Origin of the sequence: Duganella sacchari (assembly GCF_900143065.1) — a bacterium.
Classification (GTDB): Bacteria; Pseudomonadota; Gammaproteobacteria; order Burkholderiales; family Burkholderiaceae_D; genus Rugamonas; species Rugamonas sacchari.
This window is the reverse complement of sequence record NZ_FRCX01000004.1, coordinates 532,143-554,219: the sequence shown is the minus strand read 5'-3', so window position 1 is coordinate 554,219 and position 22,077 is coordinate 532,143. Positions and strand designations below refer to the sequence as shown.

Below are 22,077 nucleotides of genomic sequence, written 5' to 3'. Positions count from 1 at the left end.
GGTGTGCCAAAGTGTCATGTACGTGCTAAAAGAAGCTGGGACTCAGGACTTTTAGCCACGCAGGGGGTGGGCGCATGGCCCGATGCAGCAGCCCCAATCGGGGTGAATGTTGTAAATATACGTCATTATAACGCAGAAACACAACAATATCCAGTGACATTCCATATTGAAATATGGTAGCAATGTTCGTCAGCGCACAGACGGGGAAGCTGCGGCGCTTTCAGACGGCGTTTCAGGCTCGCTGCCACAGCCAGAACGCGCGGATAAGTATGCCGGTTTGGACTGAAGAGTTGATTTGCCAGGAGGCGGCGGAGGCCTCCCTTCGCTGCATGAACAAATGTCAGGCTGAACGGCTGGCTGCTCGTTGAACCCGCTCTACCAGCCAGCCAAACAGCAGTCCGATCACAGTCCACATGAGCAATTGCATACCGACTGCGGCAAGCCTGAATTCCCACAACAGCGCTGCAGGGAAGTTCGACGGCACTTCGTTCAGTGCCGGCAGCAAATTGAGCACGACAGCGGTGATCGCTACAAACACGCCCCCTCCAGCAATCGATCCGTTCCATGCGCCCAGCCGGGCAACCAGCGCGCCGCGTACCTTGAGCGAAAACACCATGACCGTGATCGAAATGGCGATCATCAGGAAAAACAGGCCGGTGCGATAGCCGATGCTCTCGGCTATCCCCACTGAGGGCGGATTGGCCGGGTACTTGAGATTCGGAACAAGCACCAGCGTCGTGAACGCAGCCAATGCCAGCCAGGCGGACAATGCCCTGGCGCCGAGCCGCCCGACGCGGCCGTGGGCATAGGCAAACACCAGCGCAAACAAGCCGCCAACCGCTGCGCCGAACACCACCACGCCGGTGAGCAGACCGAGGCCTGCCTGCGTGGGCCGGCTCACAAGCTCTTCTTCATGCTCGTGTTCATGTTCATGGGTGTGGACGGATGCTTCAGCTGGACCATGGGAATGGCCGCCTGCAGCAGCGCCATGATCTTCCAGCGAAATCGCCTGCTCAACCTGCGGCTCGCCATAGAAACGGGCAAAGCCAAACGCCAGCACGCCCGCAACAACGCCCGCGAGCATGCCGCGTACTAAAAACTTACCGACCATGTTGTGCTCCCGATCAGTGGCAGGGGAAGCCGAGCAGATGGCGGCCATCGTGCACGAACTCATGCACATACATGCCGGGAATCAGGGAGGTGGCGCCTTGCTCGGCACCGACAAAATAGATGGCAAGCAGCATTAACAGGCCGCCAAATACCAGCCATGGCAACAGTTCGCTGACAGGAATGGGGCTGACGACAGGTTCCAGAGCTGGATTGAGGGTGCCGACGTTCATAATAAATTCTCCCGGGGTTACGTGCCCACTATAAAATTAAGGGTTGCTGCTTCGATTCGGGTCTGGCTTTCGGCTGTTGGACAGCAGCGATTACAGTGGCACGACCGCACCGGACTTGCACCGGTTTCCGTATCTCGACGCCCGCATTATACGCACTATTCTTTCAGAAATTGATTCATCGCTTAGGCGGAAAGAGATTCATGCACTTACGCTTATTACTCATCAGCCATGCAGCCACGGCGGCAATGCGCAGCGGACGCTTTCCGTCCGACGATGCACTCGATGAACGCGGCATTGAAGCGACACAGGCGTGGCGCCCACGTATCGAAGCCATGCAGGCAGCGGCTGCCTTCCGCAGCACCGCCGTGTGCGTGGGCGAGACTGCCCGCCTGCTCAACCTCGACGCCGCCATCGCGCCCGCATTGGCAGAAATTGATTTTGGCCGCTGGACCGGACAAGGCCTTGCCGATCTCGCGGCCGCCGAGCCGGACAGCCTGGCAACGTGGCTCAGCGATCCGCAGACGGCGCCGCATGGCGGCGAATCCTTTGGCGCGCTGGCCGCCCGGGTCGGCGCATGGCTGGATGCACTGCCTGACACGTCCGGGACCGTCATCGCGCTGACGCATGCCTCGGTCATTCGTGCGGCCATTCTCCATGCGCTCGGCGCCCCGCTCTCCGCGCATGCCCGCATCGAGGTCGCGCCGCTGTCACTGGTGGAGTTGCGGCGCTCAGCGCGTGGGTGGAGCTGGATCACGAGTCCGCAGGATAGCGTGTCCTAGCCACCATTCTTGCGATGCTGCCGGGCGATATCGAGTTTCTCGCACAAGGCCACCGTGCCTTCGATCATGCGCGGGCCTGCGCGGTTGAGCAATTCGCCATTCAGCGTGAACAGATTATCGTTGCGCACCGCCGTCATCGTGCTGTATTGCCGCCACAGATTGACGCCGCCGTTATCCTTTTGGCTGGTGCCGAAGATGGCTTCCGGATCCTGCTGCAGCACCGCTTCGGCGCTGACGACAGGGGCAGTCATTTTTAGATCCGCAAAGATGTTCTCGCCGCCGCACACGCGGATGGCATCGCTGACGATATGCGTGCCATTGAGCGTGTACAGCGGCTTGTCCCACACCTGATAAAACAGCCGAACCGGCGAGCGGCGGGCATACCTGGCGGTCAACGCCGCCAGCTTCTGGCGCAGGTCGTCAGCGGCAGCGTCGGCCACTTTTTCGGTCCCCAGCAGCTGACCAAGACGGGCAATGCTGCCAGGGATGGCATCCAGTGTCGGCGGCTCACTGTGATAGAGCGGAATGCCGAGCTGGCGCAGCATATCGAGCTGGCGCTCCGAACTGCTATGCATCCAGACGACGATCAGGTCCGGCTTCATCGCAATCACGCGCTCCATGTCGAGTTGTCGGTTATCGCCCACGCGCGGGATCTTCTTGGCCGCTTCCGGGTAGTCGCTGTAAGTGACCGCGCCGACGATGCGTTCACCGCCGCCCGCTGCAAACAGCAGTTCGGTCACATGCGGCGCCATCGAAATCACGCGCCTTGCCGGCTTTTGCAAGGTGACGGGATTGCCGTCATCGTCCTTGACGGTAATGGCAGCGGTGGACGTACCGGCAATGCACAGCGCGGAAAGAAGCAGAATCAGTTTTTGCACGACAATTGCCCTTGAAATAGTTAAGCCAGCCGATGCTCGGCTGGCCAGCGCTCGGCCCAGGCCGCGCAACGTCCGAGTGGCCGATCACGATGATCGAAGTCGATGATGACGATGTGCCCGGCGGCGGCAGGCGCGCCGGGTTGCTCCAGCGTGCGGCCATCCGTCAGCAGCCACAACACTGTTTCCCTGCGGCCCCGCCTGGCTGACACTGCCAGCAACTGCCCGGCCACCGCCAGCGCCTGCACCAATGGTGTTCCACCGCCGCCGCCGCATTCGCGTGCGCGCATGGCGCCTGCGGCGCGTGCCGGGCCAGGTGGCACGGTGACTTCAACACCCTGGCCGCCAAACGACAGCATGCCGACGTCGTCGCCAGCGCGCGCGGCTTGTTCGATCAACCGCGCTGCGTAGCCCTTGGCCAGCGCCAGTCGGCCGTTCTGGCGCATCGAGCCCGAGGTATCCAGCAGGATCAGGTGCAATGCGGGCACCACGGCATGCGCTGGCTGGCGACGCAGATGCTCGCGCCTCAGCGGCTGTGGACCTTTGGCGACCAGTGTTCGCACCCAGGCTATCGCTGAACTTGATGGTGGGGCGTGCGTGGCGGCCTTTCGGACAGCCGGAGCAGGCGACACAGGGGAGGTGCGCCACCGTTGGCCGCTCTCCCCTGTCCGGGGCTGCGCGCCAGGGTGGCTCAGGCTTTTTTTGCGGGCCAAGCTCCTGTAGAGACGACACGCGTGGTGGCAACCGGCTGAGGCGGCAATGCGCCCCAGTCGCCTTCGGGTTCGCGGCCCGGCTCAGCCAGTGCGTCAGGCGCTGGCTGGTGTTGATTGCCGTTGGACGGTGCAGGCTGGGGACGCTGGCTGGCGCCAGGCGGCGTGGCCGCGGACTCCATGCGGCGGTGTGCCAGCGCCAGGTCCGCTACGGCATCGACATCTGCTGTCGTCACTGCGCTACGTCCTTCCAGTGCTGCAAGCGCACGGGCGGCGCGCAGCATGACCAGGTCGGCACGCACGCCGTCCACACCAGCATCAAGCGCTTTTTGGGCTGCGTGCGCCAGGACCGCATCCGGCCATGTCAGACCGGCCAAAGCGGCGCGTGCCCGCGTCAGCTGCTCGCCGAGCTGGACCAGTTGCGGTGTGTGTGCGCCGATCAGCGCCTGCGCATCCTCGTCAAATTGCAGCCGCGCGCGCAGGATGGCCTGGCGCGGTACAGGGTCGCGAGGATTTTCCAGCGTGACTGCCAGGCCGAAGCGGTCCAGCAGTTGCGGCCGCAGCTCGCCCTCTTCCGGGTTCATGGTACCGACCAGCACAAAGCGCGCAGCATGCTGCTGGGAGATGCCGTCCCGCTCGACGATGTTCACGCCACTGGCGGCCACGTCCAGCAGCGCATCCACCAGCGCGTCGGGCAGCAGGTTCACTTCGTCCACGTACAGCACACCGCCGTGTGCGCGCGCCACCAGACCGGGCGACAGCCGCACCTTGCCATCGCGCAGCACGTCTTCGACGTTCAGGCTGCCGACCAGTTGCTCCAGGCTGGCGGTCAGCGGCAGCGACACAAACGGTGCGGCTTCCTTGGCCCCTGGCAGCAGTTCCGCCAGCGCGCGCGCCGCCGTCGACTTCGCCGTGCCGCGCGGACCGCTGATCAGCACGCCACCGATGCCGGGATCGACTGCGGTCAGCAGCAGCGCGCGCTGCAGTTCGGACTGCCCCACCAGCGCGGTGAACGGAAAGACCGCAGGTGCGGCGGCTTGGACAACGGTCATGGCACATCTCCTCTTTCAACATCCTCCAGCGTTTCGAGCCGATGCTCCAACGCCAGCAGGTGTTCTTCAATACGTTCCCGGTGATCGCCCGGTTCGGCCCACATGCCCCGCTGCATGGCATCCAGCAAACGCTCGCCGACATTGCGCAAGGCCAGCGGATTATGCTGCTGCATGAAGGCCCGGGTGGCGTCATCATGCAGATAGGCGTCCGCCACCATTGCATATTGGTGGTCGCTGACCACGCCGGTGGTGGCGTCGAACGCAAACAGATAGTCCACCGTGGCGGCGATTTCAAACGCGCCCTTGTAACCATGACGCTTGACGCCTTCCAGCCATTTCGGATTGACCGCGCGCGAGCGCACTACACGCGCCAGCTCCTCGCCCAGCGTACGGACGCGCGGCGCACCTGGCACGCTGAAGTCACCGTGGTAGAGCGTGGCGGGCGTGCCGGTCAACTGTTCAATAGCCACCGCCATGCCGCCCTGGAACTGGTAGTAATCGTCGGAGTCCAGGATGTCGTGCTCGCGGTTGTCCTGGTTGTGCAGCACCGTGTCGATATACGACAGCCGTTGCTCGAAAGTGCCGCGCGCTGCCTTGCCATGCTCGTCCTGACCATAGGCGTAGGCGCCTGCGCGCAGATAAGCTTGGGCCAGGTCGGAGCCGTCGTTCCAGCGTCCACCGAGCAGTTCCTGCAAACCGGCGCCGTAGCCGCCCGGACGTGGGCCGAACACCCGCCAGCTGGCCTGGCGCTCGGCATCTTCTGCCGACAGGCCCTGCTCCTGCGCTTGTGCCGCCTCGCGCCGCACGCGCACACGGATGGGATTGATGTCGTCGGGTTCGTCTTCCTCCGAAATCGCCGCCACGGCGCGCACGGCGGTGTCAAACAGGTCGATCACGTTCGGGAAGGCGTCGCGGAAGAAGCCGGACACGCGCAACGTCACATCCACGCGCGGACGCCATTTAATGGACATCGGCAGGACTTCAATATCCAGCACGCGGTTGCTGCCGGGCGCCCATTTGGGCCGCACGCCCAGCAGCGCAAACGCCTGGGCGATATCCTCGCCGCCAGTACGCATGGTACTGGTGCCCCAGATCGACAAACCGACTGCGGCGGGAAAACAGCCATGGTCCTGCAGATGGCGCTCCACCACCAGGTCGGCCGCCGCCACGCCCATCGCATAGGCGGTGGGCGTCGGCACGCCGCGCGTATCGACGGAATAGAAATTACGGCCGGTGGGCAAGACGTCCGGCCGGCCGCGCGACGGCGCACCGCTCGGGCCGGCCGGCACAAAGCGTCCCGCCAGGCCGCGCAGCAATTGGGTCATCTCGTTGGGACCGCAGGCATCGAGGCGAGGTTGCAGGGTCTCGCGGATACGCTGCAGTACCGCTGCGGTGCGCGGCCAGACGGCGACATTCACGGTGGCGCCATCGTCCAGCGCGGCAGCGGTCAATTGCGCCGCCAGCAGTTCCAGCCGTTCGCGCGTATGGCCTTCGTGACGCCAGACGTCATCGCTGAGCTGCTGCAACGCTTGAGGCTTAGGTCCCTGCCAAGGCTGCGCCCAGTTGGGATTCAACGGCTGGAAGCCGTCCAGCCCCAGATCCTCGGACAAGGCTTGCAGCAAGCTTAGCTGTCCGGCCTGATTCCCGCCCGGGAAGCGCGCCAGCGCCACCATGGTGTCGATACGCTGCCGTCCCTGCGGCGAGCTGCCCAGGGTATGCAGGCCGTCGCGGATCTGGGATTCCTTGATTTCACACAGGTAGGCATCGAGCCGGCTCAGCAACGCTTCGCGCGCCGTCTCGTCGGCCGGTTTGGCGAAGCCCAGTTCCTGATGCAGGTTCTCTTTCAGAATACGTTCAAGGATCTCCGAGCGCAGCATTTTGGCCCGGCGTGGATGCAGCGACAGCGCCTCGTAATATTCGTCCATCTGCCGTTCCAGCGCCTGCAGCGGACCGTAGGTTTCGGCGCGCGTCATCGCCGGCATCAGGTGGTCGATGATCACGGCCTGGGTGCGGCGCTTGGCCTGGCTGCCCTCACCCGGATCATTGACGATGAATGGATACAGATGCGGCAACGGCCCCAGAATGGCGTCGGGCCAGCAGTCCGCCCCCAAGGCCACACTTTTGCCCGGCAACCACTCCAGATTGCCATGCTTGCCGACATGGACCACCGCGTCCACGGCATAGACGCGGCGCAGCCAGAAGTAGAACGCCAGGTAGTTATGCGGCGGCACCAGGTCAGCGTCGTGGTAGCTGGCCACCAGATCCAGGTCGCGCCCACGCGCGGGCTGGTTGCCGACGAAGACATTGCCATAGCGACGGCCGGATACCATGAAGCGCCCTTGCCGCACCATCGGGTCGTGCTGGGGCAAGCCCCACAAGGCGTTGACCGCATCGCGGCTGGCGGCCGGCAAGGCATGGAAGTCTGCCAGGTAGTCGTCCATGGACAGGCTCTGCAACGCTGGCCGGGCATCATTGGCGTCCAGTGCATTCGTGACGCCGCCGATCAACGTGGCCATCAGCGCATCGCCGTCTTCAGGCAGCGCGCCGGTTACGTAGCCGGCCTCGCGCAATGCTTCCAGTATCGCCACCGTGGACGCCGGTGTGTCCAGGCCGACGCCATTGGCCAGGCGGGCGTCATCATTGGGATAGTTGGCCAGGATCAGCGCCACGCGCTTGCTGGCGTTGGGTTTGCTGCGCAGCACGCACCAGCGGCGCGCCATCTCGGCCACGAAGGCGATACGTTCCGGCTCGGGCTGATAGCGCACGATATCCATTTCGGTGCGTTCGCAACGCCATGACAAGCCCTTGAAGCTGATGGCGCGCGTGCCGATGCGGCCATCGACTTCCGGCAGCACCACCTGCATGGCCATGTCGCGTGGCGTCAGGCCGTGCGGGTCCGCCTGCCATTGATCTTGTCCGCAACCGGCGGTGATGAGTTGCAGCACCGGCGCGTCGCCGGCCAGCGCCTGACTCAGTTGCTCCTCGTCGCCATCCAGCGAGGACACCGCAAAGCTGGTGGCGTTAAGCACTACCTGCACCTGCTGCTCGCGGGCCAGCGATTGCAGCATGGCATAGCTGGCGGGTGTCTTGAGGGAGTCTACCGCCAGCGCCAGGGGATTCATGCCGGCGTCGTGCAAGGCGGCCATCATGTCGTCGAACACCGCGGTATTGCCGGCCAGCAGATGGGCGCGGTAAAACACCAGCAAGGCCACCGGTGCTTCCGGCCGCCACGGGCCGGTCAGTTTATACGGCTGGTACAGCAGTGCGGGCGGCAGCGGCACGGCCGGGACCGGACGCTGGCCGAGGCCGAACACCGCATGGCCGATGAGCGCAAAGAATTTTTGCGCATTGTCGCGCCCGCCTTCACGCAGGCAGCGCCACAGGTGACGGCAATCGTCCTGCGCGGCGGTACTGCGCAACAGCAGTTGCAGATCTTCATTCATGTCGCCGGAGAACATGGCCAGCCACTGGCCGCGCTCCTGCGCTTTCGCCACCGCCTGCTCGACCAGGTAAGCCGAATCACCCGGCGCACCGATGTGATCGATGATGACCACACGGGCATGCTGCAGCACGTCGTCCATATACAGGTCGACACTGGCCGGCTGGCGCAGCCACATCAGGTTGGCCAGGCGGATGCTGGGGAAACTGGCATCCAGCCCGGATGCGACATCGGCCAGCAGCGACAGCGTGGTGTCGGCCGCGCTGAGGATGACGATATCACCCGGTGTCTGCTCAACGCGCACGACACCAAGACCGTCATCCTCGACGTGTCCACCGGGCCGGGCCGAAAGAAGATGCATGGCTGCTTACGGCGGTGTGCTTCAGGCCATCAGGCCTGCGGAGATTTCCTGCTGCAGCGCCGGACCGTCCAGATGGTCGCCGATCAGCACGATGCGCGTGGCGCGCACCTCGTCGCCGCGCCAGGCGCGATCGAAGTAGCTGTCGAAACGCTGGCCTACGCCCTGCACCACCAGACGCATGGCGGCGCCCGGCAAGGCGACAAAGCCTTTGGCGCGGTAGATTTCATGGCGTTCCACCAGACTGGTCAGCACGGTCAGCAGCTTGTTGCGGTCGCTCACTTCCAGCGTCACCGAGACCGAATCAAACGCGTCGTGATCGTGGTCTTCCTCTTCGTCGTGGTGGGTCTTGCGCTCGTCGATTACATCTTCCACCGCGCGCTCCAGCCCCAGCAGGACGTCGAGTGCAAGGCGGCCATGCTGGGCATGCACCAGCTTGACACCGGCCGGGGTCTCGGCACGGACCGTCGCTTCCACGGCGGCCAGGGTAGCGGCATCCATGCCATCGGTCTTGTTCACCACCACCAGGTCGGCGGTGGCCAGCTGGTCTTCAAACAGTTCCGCCAGCGGCGACTCGTGATCCAGGTTGTCGTCCGCGCGGCGCTGCACGTCCACCGCATCCGGATCATCGGCGAAGCGGCCTGCCGCCACTGCTGGCGCGTCGACCACGGTGATCACCGAATCGACGGTGAAGGCATTGCGCAGCGCCGGCCACTGGAACGCCTGCACCAGCGGTTTCGGCAGGGCCAGACCGGAAGTCTCGATCACCAGATGGTCGATCTGGTCGCGGCGCGCTGCCAGTTGCTCCATGACCGGCGCAAACTCTTCCTGCACGGTGCAGCACAGGCAGCCGTTGGCCAGTTCAAACAGCTGGCCGTTTTCTTCGCCCTCCTCGTCACAACCGATGCCGCAACCGCGCAGCAATTCGCCGTCGATGCCGAGTTCACCGAACTCGTTGACGATGACGGCAATGCGGCGGCCCTGCGCGTTGGTCAGCAAATGACGCAGCAGCGTGGTTTTGCCGCTGCCCAGAAAGCCAGTCACAATGGTGGCAGGGATTTTGCGGGTTTGCATAGAAGTTCCTTGGCGAATAAATGAGATGGCGAAACGGGTCAGCGGCACTCGTGGTGAGCCCTCACCGTCTTCCCCGACGATATTTGGGCATGTGACCGGCACGCATGCGTGCCGGCGTAGTCGTTGGCCGGTATCCGGGCTGGTGGACAAACCTCCATCGCCTTCCCAAGCGCGTGTTCGAAACGCTCAGTGGCCTAGATGGAAGCGGAATCAGCTGATTCATCCACTTACCGTTGCGGGGGCAGCGCAGGTTAGGCAGCGCTGATTGCGTGGCCCTCCTGCTTCCCGTTGAACTGCAGCGCTTGAACGACGCCGCGAGCACCAACGCGCGGATTATACCTGAGGCTACAGGAATTCCCAGCGCCCGCCGCCACCACCACTACTGCTTACACCGCAAGGATCGTATGACAATGCTGCTATTCGCATGTAGAATACGCGCCAATACGTGAATGGTGCCCTCCGGCTTGTCAGCCGGAGGGTGAAACGGGAAGCCGGTGACACGCGAGATTTTCATTTCGCGCCAGTCCGGCGCAGCCCCCGCTGCTGTAAGCCTGACGACCTTGATCAACCGCCACTGTGCCACGCACGGGAAGGCAAGATCAGGGAAGGATGATGGCGAGCCAGAAGACCGGCCAGTCACGATGCACGGTAAAGCCCGGGGTGTGGCCTTGCCTGAGCGTTGTTCGTCGTTTTCCTTTTTATCGCTTCAGCAATCGCACATCGTGACTGTGCGCGCTGCCGTTCGCCGTGGGCGCGCGGCGCGCTGTGTCGTCCGTGGGCGTGCGCCTGGCATATCACCTGTACAGAGATGCTTTCATGATCCTATCCCGCCCAGTCCACACCACTTCCCTGCGCCCTGTCGTTGCCGCCGTCGCCCTGCTGTGCGCCCACAGCGCCCTGGCCCAGCAGGCCGAATCCATGCCCACTGTGACCGTGCAAGCGGAAGCGCTGCACGAAGGACTGGGACTGACCCGCCAGAACGCCACGGCCAGCCGTTTGAACCTGACTGCCATGGAACTGCCCGCCAGCCTCGATACGCTGAGCGCCGATACCATGCAGGCGCGCGGCGACCTGCTGGTCAAGGATGCAGTCACCCGCACCACCGGCCTGACCGACATCAGCTCGCCGGGCAACGGCGTGGCCTACTCCGCGCGCGGCTTCAGCGGCAACGGCGCCATCGCGCTGCTGGAAAATGGCCAGCGTCCACAGGTAGGTTCGGGCACGGCCACCTACCCGGCCGATCCATGGGGCTATGAATACATCGAAGTGCTGCGTGGTCCTGGCTCCATCGTGTATGGCAGCGGCACCACCGGCGCCACCATCAATGCGGTACGCAAGGCGCCGCAACGGGCCACGACCTTTGAAGCGATGGCAGGCGTGGGCGACGGCAAGGCGCTGCGCGGCGGCGTCGGTGCTACCGGCGCCATCGGCGAAAAAGGCGCGTTCCGCATCGATGCCTACGCTGATCGCAGCGACGGCTTCATCGACCGTGGCAATTCGCGCCACGGCAAGGTACTGAGCAGCCTCACCTACGCGCTGACGAATGACCTCGACCTCGACCTGTCGCTCGACCATCTGGAGCAGAAGCCGCAGCGCTATTTCGGCACGCCGCTGGTCAACGGCCGCATCGCCGGCGAACTGCGCCACCAGAACTACGACGTCGGCGACGCGGATATCTCCTTCACGGACGACAAGGCCGTTGCGCGCCTGACCTGGCGCATGACGCCAGCGCTGACGATCAGCAACGAACTGGCCTACATGAAGGCGCATCGCAACTGGCGCAACGCCGAATACTATTACTACGACACGCAAGCCAAGGTAGTGGACCGCAGCGACTACATCGCCATCCAGCACGACCAGGAACAGACCGGCAACCGTCTGGAGGCGCGCTGGAACGCGGGCGCCAACCGCGTCGTGGCCGGCTGGGAAGCGGCCAGCATCAACTTCCAGCACAACAATAACTCGCCTTACGGCGGCGCCTCGGTCGTGGCGCCGACCGGCTTCAATCCCGGCACGTTTGATAGCCCGGACCCGGTGCTGCCTAACTTCAGAACCCATACGACCACCAACGCATTCTATGCCGAGGACGCTTATGACATCACCAGCAGCTTGCTGCTGCTGGCGGGTATGCGTCACGACCAGTACAAGGTGGAGCGCGTCAGCCTGCTGGGCGCCGCCGGCTTCACTTCGCGCCTGAACTCGAACGCGGTGCGGCTGGGTCTGACATGGAAGCTGGCGGCCGATACTTCGGTGTACGGCCAGGTCAGCAGCGGCAGCGATCCGGTCACCAGCTTGCTGTCGCTGAACCTGGCCAACAGCCGCTACAAGCTGACCAGCTCGCGCCAGGTGGAGACCGGCGTCAAGCAATCGCTGGCCAATGGCAAGGCGGAGTGGACTGCGGCGCTGTACCGCATCAGCAAGGATGACATCATCACGCGCGACCCGGCCCATCCGGCATTGTCGATCCAGGGCGGTTCGCAATCGTCGCGCGGCGCCGAACTGAGCGCCAGCGTGAAACTGGCACAGGCATGGCGCCTGGAAGCAAACGCGGCCTACACTGACGCCCAGTTCGACCAGCTGCTGGAAAGCGGCAATGTCTCGCGCGCCGGCAATCGTCCGTCCGACGTGCCGAAGATCTCGGCCAATCTGTGGCTCAACTACCGTGCTGATGTCTGGCGCGCGGCGTTGGGTGCGCGCTACGTCGGCGAACGTTTCATCGACAACGCCAACTCGCAGGTGCTGCCTTCCTACGCCACCATCGACGCCTCGCTGGGCTGGAACATCAGCCGCAACCTGCTGGTGCAGCTGAACCTGCGCAATCTGACCAACAAGCTGTATGCCAGCACCTCCTACAGCGATGTCCAGTACCTGCTCGGTGATCGCCGCCACGGCGAGCTGACGGTTCAGTGGCGCTACTGATCGTCCGCGCCATGGGTTCCTGGAAACGGCAGCTGCATCTGCTGCATCGCTGGCTTGGCATCGGCATCGGCTTGCTGGTGCTGCTGTGGTTCGGCTCCGGCATCGTCATGATGTATGTGCCCTACCCTGCGCTGACCGAACAGGAGCGCATGGCATGGCTGGCGCCGCTTAATGTCGAACAAGTCGAGGTCAGCGCGTGGAATGCCTGGCAGGCCACTGGCCAGCCGGGCATTCCCGACGTCGTCAAGCTGAATAGCGTAGCGGGCCGGCCCGCCTATCACTTCATGGCCGAGGGCCGCTGGCGCTCGGTGTGGGCCGACACCGGCACAGTCTTGCAGATGACGGACGACATCGCCAGGTCGTCCGCCGCCAGCGCAGCGCCGGGCGCCAGGACCTTGGCCGTAGATACCGTGGACCTGGACCAGTGGACGTTTGGTTCGGTCAAAATGCATCGGCCGTTGTACCGCGTGGAAGCCGACGATGCGGCAGGCAGCGTGCTGTATGTCTCCGGCCGCACTGGTGAACTGGTGCGTGACACCACGCGCAGCGAACGCGCGTGGAACTGGGCCGGCTCGGTGATTCACTGGATCTACTTCACGCCCTTGCGCACCTACGGCCAGCCATGGCGGCAAGTGGTGATGTGGACTTCCGCCGCGGCGTTCGTGCTGGTGATGCTCGGCATGGTGCTGGGCATCCAGCGGCTGCGCTTGCGTAAGCGTTACGCCGGCGGGCGGCGCTCGCCGTATCGCGGCTGGCAGGCGTGGCATCACTGGCTGGGCCTTGGCGCGGGCACGCTGACGCTGACCTGGTTATTCAGTGGCTGGCTGTCGGTCACGCCGTTTGACTGGCTGTCGTCGCCAGGCATCACCGCGCAAGACCGGCTGGCGTTCGCGGGCGGACCGCTGACGCGCGATGATCTGTCGGTGTCGCCTGCGCATGTGGGCCGCGTGCATGTGGATCTGCTGGAACTGGAGTGGCGCCGCATCGATGGCAAGCTGTATTTCAGCGCGTTAGATCGTACAAGCCGTAGCCTGCTCGACGCCAATAGCGGTGCCGTATTGCCGGCCATTCCCCAGGAAGTGCTGCTGCACGCCCTGCGCGCCACGCGTCCCGAAACGCCGCTACTGGCTGCCGAAATAATCACCAGCGCCGACAACTATTACTACAGCCATCACACGGAGCGGGCATTCCCCGTGCTGCGCGTGCAATTCCAGTCGGCCGACCAGACTACCCTCTACGCCGATCCGGCACAGGGGAAGCTGGTTGAATACGCCGACCGCAACAGCCAATGGAACCGTTGGCTATTCAACGGCTTGCATCAGCTGGACTTTGCCGCTGTAGTGCGCGCCCGCCCGGTGTGGGACGTCATGGTGGCATCGCTGTGCGTACTGGGCGCCATGTTGAGTGTGACCGGGCTGGTACTGGGCTGGCGCCGTCTGAAAACGCGCAGCAGGAAATGATTGTCTGCGCAGCCAGCCCGTTGCGATACACTGATTCAGTTGGCGAAGTCCTTGATGACGCCATTGGCTGAGCTCTGCAGATTCAGCCCGGGGCTTGCAACCGAGGAGAATTGACGAAACTAAGCGGCTAGTCTACGAAGTGCATGATGAGGAATTAATTATTATTTCGTGCCGCCACCGCTATTGAAAGGAAGGGGAGCTCGCTCCCCCTTCCTTTATAGCTTAGCTGGCGAACGCTGCAACCCGGTCGTAGGCCCCTTCAAAGCCCAACTTCTTTAGTTCTTCATGAAGCTGTTTCAAAGTGCGCCGCTGCTTGCGTGATTTGGCCGCCTCAGTCTTTAGTAGTCCCGAAAGCTGGACAGCGTATTTGTCGATTGCGCTGGGCGAGCGCCTGTCTGCGTAAGAGGGCTCTGTCGTTTCCCAGGGCAGATAGCGTCTAACACCGCACCCTGTGCTTCGTCAGCTGGTTGCGTTAATCGCACCAGTCACCCATGTGGATCAAGCAGCAGATAGCGAAGCGGAGTCTGCCCTGGCAGTTTTTACCGCCCCAGAAGCATCTTCGTACCGTCTTGCGTCCAATTGATTAGACAGTTTCATGGCTACCGCCAAGCGGCTCCAGACCTTTGAGGCTCGCATTCCGGGCGATTCGTTTCCTACTCAAAGGTGATGGCAGATAGCGCGGCATCCAATCAGATTCCTCTTCATATCCAACGCACGTTATGGCTTGATGCACTACTAACTAAAGCCCAACTGCAGTGCTACGAACGATCACCGGGCCGCTGGGAAGTATCAATCCAGGCGCCGGAATCAACCACGCCCAGGCTTTCAAACGCTGGTCGACAGAATAGATAGCCCTGCATCAACGATACGCCTGCAGCAAACAGATAGTCGCGTTCTGCAACGGTTTCAACGCCTTCAGCGAGCACCGTGACGCCGAGCCGCTTGCACACCATTAAAACACCGTCAAGTACAGCCTGTTTTGCCGGATGACGTTCTATTCCCCGCACCAGCCCCATATCGAGCTTGATAATATCTGGCTGAAATTCAGTCAGCAGGCCCAGTCCCGAATAGCCTGCGCCGAAATCATCGATTGCCGTGCTGAAACCAAAGCGGCGGTATTCGTAAAAGATATTGACCAGGTGCGCGCGATCAAGCACTTCTTCGCCTTCTGTTACCTCAAAGATAATTTGGGATAGCGGGAAGCCGGCGCGCTGCGCTGCGCTAAAAGTGTTTTGAATACAGGCTTCGGGTTTATACACCGCATTGGGCAAGAAGTTAATCGACAGCTTTTCTTGCATGCCTAAGCGAGCAGCGCCCTCAATGGCCTTGACGCGGCAACGCTGGTCAAATGCATAACGGTTGCTCTCGTTGACGAGACTCAGCACGCTTGCGGCCGACGCACCATCCACCCCTCGAACCAGCGCTTCATGCGCAAAAATAGCCCGTCGTGCCAGATCCACTATCGGCTGATATGCAAACGCAAAGTCAAAATCCAGGTTAGCGTCCTTGCACACGCCACATTTTCTATCCATATTATTGTTCACCTGATGCATGCTGGTCCTTCCATAAATCTGCATATGGATCATAACAGCATAGCGCGCTACGCTGTTGAGTGGCACGCTATGCGCCTGAGTTCCGCAAGTTCCGTGATTTTCATTGCAAGCGAGTTATAGCGGACTCGTCATTCCCACTCGATTATCGATGAACACTCTAACCGGCTGATTTATATGCATCTTTACTACCTTGAAAAACTCGGTACCATCCGAAATACCATCTTCAAATTGACGCGTGGTGGTCTGGCAGTAATACAGACGGCAATACGGCTTTGCAGGCCGTATTCCACCTTTTAAAATCAAAGACTTACACCCATACCGCATTTTACACCGCACCAACCCGCCATTTTCGGACGTTTTGATCGCCGTAAAGCCTCAGCAATAAAAGACGACAGACGAAGCGGTTTGGCAAGAGCGGGTTGCACACTGCGAGCAAGCGATCTGTTGCAGCGCGCCTTCTCCCTACAAGAAGACTATCCAGTACAGCATAGGTTACTGGGTTCGCCGGCTGCGCGGTCGCCGGTCGCGCCCGGGCTGCTGCAAGTGCGATTTGCACCAGCGCCCGCCGGCGCCGGTCGCGGTCAGCCTGATCAACGAATGCGGTTGGACGTTGAGCTTGCTCGATTATGTGCCGGCCAGCTGGCTGGCTGTTGGAATTGATGCGAGCGCTATGATGGACTGTCGGCCGAGGAGAACCTGCCTTTTAGACTCGATGATTGCGACTGTGACCAGTCCGTGCGGGCCAAGATGCCCCCCACTGTTTGCCGAATCTAATTTCTATCAAATGGGAGAGGGCCGGGTAGATGATTAGTAAAATATCTGGTAGCAAAATCAGCAGCTGGCTCCATTCCACCGTACACATCACCCGTTGAAAACAAATTTGCGATTGTCAGGGCGTACTCATGCAGAGCATGCATGATTGTGGTTGGCTTTTCATTTTCATTTTCATTTTCATTTTCATTTTCATTTTCATTTTCATTTTCATTTTCATCAATATCGAAACTCATTTCAAGATCAACAACATCGTCATACTTGATCACTCTTATCAGAACAAGATCAATAGTCGCAGCAGTTGTGGCAAAGCGTCTTACACGAATCGTCGCCGTCAACTCCGGCTCACTTAACAGCCTAGCGGTCAACAGATCTGGAGTGATCGCCTTGCCATCTCCAACTTGGGCGTCATCGGAAAATTCTATATACTCGGTTTCATCTGCATGGGAGAGCAGTTCACCAACGAGCTCACCAATCCTCAACATAGAAACGTTTTCGAATACGATTTCAAAAGAATTTTTCATGCTTCTCCTCAATCAATAAAGCCTTTGAATGTCGAGTCCATATTGAGCCGGACACCTCGACCGTCCTCCAGCCGCTTCTCAAGGAATTTCAGCCCATCGTAGACTTTCTCTTGGAATTCGCCCGGGGCACGGATGATCTCCCTGAATTGCTTCATTCCCTGATCATTCCAAGTTTTCATGGAGCCAGAAATTCGCCCCCATATCTGAGGGTTACGTCCCGCGTGTTTCGAAAGTGCATGACCGATGGCTGTACTACCTTTATATGTCTCCTGCGCAGTTTCCAATGCCGTCCGCATCTGACCGAATGACAAACCGGACAGACTTGGTCTGCGTACCCCACTAATGATTATCGAGACCGCAGGCGCTAAATCCCTACCTAGTTCCTGCTCAGCATTTGCAGGGACCGGCAATACTTGGCCGGGCTTATAGTCACATCCTCCACACGTCTCTCTTGGCGTCGGCATATCCAACCCAAGCTCTCGGCCACGGCCTCCCATTGGTAAATCATGTGCGTCTGCCGCTGCATTCTCGATAAGGCCGATTGCAGTACCTTTCACTACGTCCCATGCCTTACCGATTACTCCTTTGTCTGCCGAACTTGTCCCCTGACCAGCAGGCTGGCTCGGTGTTGACTCTCCGTATTTTTCGAATTGCGTTGCTTGAAATAGCTATTGGCTTGGTCAACCGCAGCTTTAAATTCATCACTCGCTTTTTGATAAACGGAATTAGCTTTATCCATTCCTTTTTCAAAAGCTGCCCAGGCTTGATTATTACAAAATGCCTGAAGTGAGCAATCAAGTGCGAACCCTGTCGGGTCCGTCAGGTTCGTCGGGTTGTTGAGCACATAGCTATATCTATTATAGTTCTGTCCGTTCATTGGGTCTTGAACGAGCGGATCGCCCGACAAGAACTTGGCCGTGTACGGATCGTACACACGTCCATTCATGTGCACCAGGTCCAGCTGGTCCAGCATTTCGTGGCCCGTAAAGCCGCGGTGGTCCGTCACACCATCGACCGTGTCGGGCGTAGTGTTGTCCACCGCCGAGCGGCGCTTGCCCCAGGCGTCATACGCGAGCTGCTCGATGATCTGGCCATCGTCGCCCGTCAACGCCACCGGGCTGCCCAGCCGGTCCTTGTGCGTCCACACCAGCTGCACCGGCTTGTCCGCCACATCAACTTCGAAGCCGATCCCCATTGGCCAGTAGGTACGCACCTTGCTCACCGTACCGTTTTGCAGCTCCACTTCCTGCGCGCCGGCATACACGATCGACAGCCCATCGCCACGGTCCTGCCGCACCCGCTGGTACTCCGAACCATAGACAAAGCTGCTGCTGTAGTCGCCCTTCTTGATCAGCCTTGGCATGTCAAAGCTGGTCCACTCGATCGACTGGCTGCCCGCCGACGTCAGGTTGCCGTTGTCGTCATACTTGAAGCTGGCGTAGCCCGGAATGCTGCTCACCGCATGCGGCCGCTGCTCGAGCGCTTGCGGATACACGTAGTCCCCGCTACCAACCCCGCTCTTGCTGCGCAGGCTGCCATTGGCGTTATATTTGAAGGTTTGCGTCGCCCCACCAATCTTGCTGGTCTCCAGACGATTCAGGCCGTCATATGTGAACCCTTCGATAAAGCCGTTCATGTCCCAGTACTGGGTACGCATGACCACACTGCCCAGGCCATCATAGGCATAGCTCTGGTCCAGCCGCAGCGCGCTGGCGGCAGTCTTGACCTGGTCGCTGGTCAGACGGCCCGATCCCGGGTCGTAGCCCAGCACCTGGGTCAGACCATTGCCCAGTGCCAGCTCGGTCGGCCGGTTGGCCGCGTCCTGCTTGCTCACATTCCACAGCTTCTGCCCGCCGCGCTCGACCGCACTCAGATAGCCATTCTTGTTGTAGCGCAGGTCGAACTGCTTGGTCCTGCCGGCGCTGGTATATTTCTGCGCGATCGCCCTGCCCCAGTCGTCATACACCACCTGGCTTATATAAGCACCGCCGGTCAGCGTCTGTGTGGTGGTGTCCGGACGTCCGTAGCTGTCGTAGGTGTGCACGCGCAGGTATAGACCGCGCAGTTCTGCGTCGCCAGCACCTTCGCGCCTTCGAGCATATCAATCTGGCTGACTGCATCTCCTTTGCGCGCACTTAAAGAAGCACGCAAGCCAGCCTGCATTGCGCCGCTAGCGTCAGCCACGCCAGCTTCGCGGGTGACAGACAAGCCGCTAAACGTCACCCAACCATAGGTCTGAGCCGATACCGTATGATTGAATATGAGCAGGAGTAGTCCACTGAATAGCACCTGGTAAGAAGCCCTTCTGGACTTGCATTTCAATACACAGGCATGAACAATAGCTAAAATAAAGGCGTAGGAGCGTAGGAAAAGGCGCATTGAGATTATTTATCTGAATCAGTTCTCCACAGCGCAACTGCGTGTGGACAAGCAAGCGTGGCGTAGTACAGAGCAAACAATATTATCACAAAGGCATTCTAATTTCCTAATTGAAATTTCAGAAATCCATATCCCCCGGATTCTAAAACACTGACGCAACCTTCAGTCAAGGTTTTTCACAGTACGAGTTTTGGAATAAAAAGCTAAGCGGGTCTGCGGCAATACGTCGATCCAACGCGTCAGCGAAAAATCGAGTATCTGTCGAGCTGAGTTGAAAATTGCCCATGTATCCATTGCATAGCCAGCAGGTACAAATGATAATTTTCCAATTGAAAGTTTCCCTCATTCACAGGGGCGGAAGAACAGGTGAGCAAGCGGCAACTCTGGGGCGATACGCACTGTCCAGAGGTATGAGCTATAATGAGAAATCGAGCTGGAGAAAATCATGAAGCTTAAATTGCGAGGTACGCTGGATCGGTTTAGCGCCCCCACTACACTGAGGGGAGAATCCCCCTTTCTCGGTGCGACCGTACAAGTCTGGGACCGGGCGATCGTCGGCAATATGGAACAAACCCTGCTAGGCATTAAAGAACGTGCACAACGTGGGCCGCAGCGCGACATCAGTACGGCGACAACCTCCGATGTGGCGAGTTACGCCAGTCGGCAACTCTCTCGTACGAAATAACCTTTTTTGAAAACGCGGCTCGCCGCGTTTTTTTCTATGCCTGCACAAGACGAAGCACCGCATCTCGACCTGCATGCCGTGGTGTTCGCCGGCCCCAACGGCTCCGGCAAGACCTCCCTGATTGACGAGATTAAGAAAACCGGCTTGGCCACCGTACGCGGCGTGTACCCCCTGCCCGCACACTTTATCAACCCAGACCAGGTCGCAAAAGACCTGGAAGGTGATTTTCCCGATCAGGATGCGCGGGATGCAGCGGCACAGCGCGCAGCCATCCGCGTGCGTGCGGAAGCCATCGGGCAAAAACAGAATTTTGCCTTTGAGACAGTCATGTCTCACCCGTCGCGAATCAGTGAAATGCTACTGCTCAAGGAACAAGGCTACCGGCTGTTCCTGACCTTCATTACGACCGACAACCCGGAAACCAATGTGGCCCGCGTCAAGCTTCGCTATACAACGCAAACCACTACCGGTCATTTTGTTGCCCCCGAAAAAGTACGTGAGCGCTACCACCGAACACTGGCACTTCTTCCTCTGGCTGCCGAAATCGCTGATGCAGTCTACGTCTACGACAACAGCACCGACTTTGAACAGCCCGTGCTGCAGGCGGTGATTGAACGTGACGGGCTGTTTTCCGTGCTGCCCACCGCAAAGCAGTGGGTCGTCGACCAACTGGTCCGGCCGCTGCAAGAACGCGAAATGGAGCTTGGCTATCTTGTCGCAGGCGTCGACAAACTGGGTTACCCGCTTAGCGACACCGACGAGTTACGCGGAAGCTATGGCGGCGAGGTACTGATGAGCACTCGGTATTTCCTTGCCCTGTACGATCAGGCCAGTCAGACAGCCACCATCCACGACCGTCTCATGCTTGAAGTGGGCAGCCAGCAGCTTCTGTCCGAACAAAGCTCTTATGAATCGAGACAGTGTCTGGCGATACGGTACACACCGACGACAGCACCGTTTATCGCCCGCCTGCCGCCGCAGACCGACAGCTAATGCGCCGCTTGTTCATTTGCGTGAAAAGTTAACCCGCTATCGCTGACCCAGCTTCCACGCCTCCAACTAGTAAAGGGAAACCTTAGGGCTGAGTGGTATAGGTTATGCTCCGACGAAAATCTATTTGAGCTGGTGCCTTGCAAAATTTTCGTCATCAGTCAATTTCCGCTGCTTTGGTTTCGGACTATTGCGCTCCTTATGATCGGCAAGATAAATAGCAAAGCGAATCGACACCAGTCTGTTAGACACCCCCGAGCCGTTCAAAATGCCTTCGCCCAAACGCTGCTGGCGAAAGCCTGTCATTAAACCCGTGGCGGCGCTTCGGATGGCGCCCTTTTCTCTGCGGCGGCAGCGGCAGCATCCTTCTTCTGCTCACAGGTGCATATGCCGATACACGTCACCATATTACCGCAGCTACTGCCAATGCGACGGGGCAGGACAAGAACAAAAAGTAAGCGCCGCGCCGCAGGAGTGGCCGTTGCCGCATCAGGAATGTGGCATGGTACGGGGGGAGCGCCAGCCCCCATGAAGACTACAACGGTTGTACATCGTTGACCTGCTAATCGGCCCTATCACAAAGACCACGCCGGCAGTTTTCGCGGCATGCAAAATCGCTTTATATATAGCGCTGCATATATAAAACCAGCCCCATCAGAGCACCTAAAAAAAACGCCTATTCCGATAGATCTTTGCCCTAATGTTTTAAAGGGAAAGAAACCAACCCCTCCAAAAAAATACAAACCAAGAATAACAATCGCGTATAAAAAACGATAATTACATAACTTCAATGTTAAATATGTAGACGCAACAATAGCCACAAAAAAATATTGCGTATTTAATTCTAAATTTTTCAAATATAAAAAACCCTATCGTACTATTGCCCTAACACGCCGCCTTTAGTAGCGAATCGGCCGCGCCGCCCCTCTTCAACCTTACGAGTGGTATCACCTATAAAAGCTTTGAGCCATCCATCCTGATTATTTGTGTACATCTTGCCTAGAGCTTGTCCCATGGCATGGTCAACTTCATCTGCAAATTCTTTATCGCTTTGATACTTGTCTATAAAGTCTTGTACGCCATCCCCCTCTTGCTTCCACCTTTTTTGTTCGTCTGCTCCCATGAGGCCAATCGTTCCGTAATCATGGAACTCCTGCACGATGCCCCGC

Annotated in this window: 18 protein-coding genes and 2 riboswitches; of the genes, 6 read left to right on the top strand and 12 right to left on the bottom strand. The window is 59.9% G+C overall.

The window, feature by feature from the left end; all coding sequences use genetic code 11:
• Positions 1–340 precede the first annotated feature (340 nt).
• Together BUA36_RS11585 and BUA36_RS11580 are read right to left on the bottom strand one after the other, a co-directional pair.
• On the bottom strand, positions 341–1,111 hold the full coding sequence (locus BUA36_RS11585; RefSeq protein WP_072784591.1) for a CbtA family protein: 771 nt from the start codon (positions 1,109–1,111) through the stop codon (positions 341–343).
• Positions 1,112–1,124: 13 nt separating this feature from the next.
• Positions 1,125–1,340, bottom strand: a complete 216-nt coding sequence (locus BUA36_RS11580) for a CbtB domain-containing protein (RefSeq protein ID WP_072784589.1) — start codon at positions 1,338–1,340, stop codon at positions 1,125–1,127.
• 200 nt (positions 1,341–1,540) lie between these two features.
• Between BUA36_RS11580 and BUA36_RS11575 the strand changes: the two genes are divergently transcribed.
• Positions 1,541–2,119 (top strand): histidine phosphatase family protein, encoded by a 579-nt coding sequence (locus tag BUA36_RS11575; protein WP_072784587.1) that lies wholly within the window; start codon positions 1,541–1,543, stop codon positions 2,117–2,119.
• On the opposite strand, the gene BUA36_RS11570 is transcribed toward BUA36_RS11575, so the two are convergent.
• The 5 genes from BUA36_RS11570 to cobW form a co-directional block, all read right to left on the bottom strand.
• The gene (locus BUA36_RS11570) at positions 2,116–2,997 is read right to left on the bottom strand and encodes a cobalamin-binding protein (RefSeq protein ID WP_072784585.1); all 882 of its coding nucleotides are present in this window, start codon (positions 2,995–2,997) and stop codon (positions 2,116–2,118) included. The genes BUA36_RS11575 and BUA36_RS11570 overlap by 4 nt on opposite strands.
• Positions 2,998–3,017: 20 nt before the next feature.
• On the bottom strand, positions 3,018–3,557 hold the full coding sequence (locus tag BUA36_RS11565) for a vWA domain-containing protein (RefSeq protein ID WP_229255676.1): 540 nt from the start codon (positions 3,555–3,557) through the stop codon (positions 3,018–3,020).
• A 128-nt stretch (positions 3,558–3,685) separates the two neighbouring features.
• Positions 3,686–4,756 (bottom strand): magnesium chelatase ATPase subunit I, encoded by a 1,071-nt coding sequence (locus BUA36_RS11560; protein WP_072784581.1) that lies wholly within the window; start codon positions 4,754–4,756, stop codon positions 3,686–3,688.
• The gene (cobN, locus tag BUA36_RS11555; RefSeq protein WP_072784578.1) at positions 4,753–8,556 is read right to left on the bottom strand and encodes a cobaltochelatase subunit CobN; all 3,804 of its coding nucleotides are present in this window, start codon (positions 8,554–8,556) and stop codon (positions 4,753–4,755) included. The genes BUA36_RS11560 and cobN overlap by 4 nt, the downstream gene beginning before the upstream one ends.
• Positions 8,557–8,577: 21 nt before the next feature.
• Positions 8,578–9,627 carry a cobalamin biosynthesis protein CobW gene (cobW, locus tag BUA36_RS11550; RefSeq protein WP_072784569.1) on the bottom strand — a complete coding sequence of 350 codons (1,050 nt, stop codon included), beginning with the start codon at positions 9,625–9,627 and terminating at the stop codon, positions 8,578–8,580.
• Between the two features lie 108 nt (positions 9,628–9,735).
• Positions 9,736–9,968: riboswitch (cobalamin riboswitch) on the bottom strand.
• Between the two features lie 92 nt (positions 9,969–10,060).
• Positions 10,061–10,278: riboswitch (cobalamin riboswitch) on the top strand.
• Positions 10,279–10,443: 165 nt separating this feature from the next.
• Here cobW and BUA36_RS11545 point away from each other — a divergent pair.
• From BUA36_RS11545 to BUA36_RS11535, 3 genes are all read left to right on the top strand, one after another.
• Positions 10,444–12,546 carry a TonB-dependent receptor gene (locus BUA36_RS11545; RefSeq protein WP_072784672.1) on the top strand — a complete coding sequence of 701 codons (2,103 nt, stop codon included), beginning with the start codon at positions 10,444–10,446 and terminating at the stop codon, positions 12,544–12,546.
• A complete protein-coding gene (locus BUA36_RS11540) occupies positions 12,534–14,006 on the top strand; it encodes a PepSY domain-containing protein (protein ID WP_084560106.1) in 1,473 nt (490 codons plus the stop codon). The genes BUA36_RS11545 and BUA36_RS11540 overlap by 13 nt, the downstream gene beginning before the upstream one ends.
• Before the next feature lie 94 nt (positions 14,007–14,100).
• Entirely contained in the window at positions 14,101–14,193 is a 93-nt protein-coding gene (locus BUA36_RS11535; RefSeq protein WP_229255675.1) for a type II toxin-antitoxin system YoeB family toxin, read from the top strand.
• Between the two features lie 571 nt (positions 14,194–14,764).
• Here the strand turns inward: BUA36_RS11535 and BUA36_RS11530 are convergent.
• The 4 genes from BUA36_RS11530 to BUA36_RS11520 form a co-directional block, all read right to left on the bottom strand.
• A complete protein-coding gene (locus BUA36_RS11530; RefSeq protein ID WP_072784567.1) occupies positions 14,765–15,559 on the bottom strand; it encodes an EAL domain-containing protein in 795 nt (264 codons plus the stop codon).
• 770 nt (positions 15,560–16,329) lie between these two features.
• The gene (locus BUA36_RS11525) at positions 16,330–16,854 is read right to left on the bottom strand and encodes a Cdi1I family immunity protein (RefSeq protein ID WP_072784565.1); all 525 of its coding nucleotides are present in this window, start codon (positions 16,852–16,854) and stop codon (positions 16,330–16,332) included.
• An 8-nt stretch (positions 16,855–16,862) separates the two neighbouring features.
• A complete protein-coding gene (locus tag BUA36_RS30260; RefSeq protein ID WP_139260489.1) occupies positions 16,863–17,411 on the bottom strand; it encodes a tRNase toxin domain-containing protein in 549 nt (182 codons plus the stop codon).
• Between the two features lie 20 nt (positions 17,412–17,431).
• Entirely contained in the window at positions 17,432–18,898 is a 1,467-nt protein-coding gene (locus BUA36_RS11520; protein WP_072784561.1) for an RHS repeat domain-containing protein, read from the bottom strand.
• A gap of 780 nt (positions 18,899–19,678) precedes the next feature.
• Between BUA36_RS11520 and BUA36_RS30700 the strand changes: the two genes are divergently transcribed.
• Both BUA36_RS30700 and BUA36_RS11510 read left to right on the top strand, forming a co-directional pair.
• Positions 19,679–19,918, top strand: a complete 240-nt coding sequence (locus BUA36_RS30700; RefSeq protein WP_072784558.1) for a hypothetical protein — start codon at positions 19,679–19,681, stop codon at positions 19,916–19,918.
• Positions 19,919–19,924: 6 nt separating this feature from the next.
• Entirely contained in the window at positions 19,925–20,911 is a 987-nt protein-coding gene (locus BUA36_RS11510) for an ATPase (RefSeq protein WP_139260487.1), read from the top strand.
• A gap of 874 nt (positions 20,912–21,785) precedes the next feature.
• Here the strand turns inward: BUA36_RS11510 and BUA36_RS11505 are convergent.
• On the bottom strand, positions 21,786–22,031 hold the full coding sequence (locus tag BUA36_RS11505; RefSeq protein WP_139260485.1) for a hypothetical protein: 246 nt from the start codon (positions 22,029–22,031) through the stop codon (positions 21,786–21,788).
• Positions 22,032–22,077 lie beyond the last annotated feature (46 nt).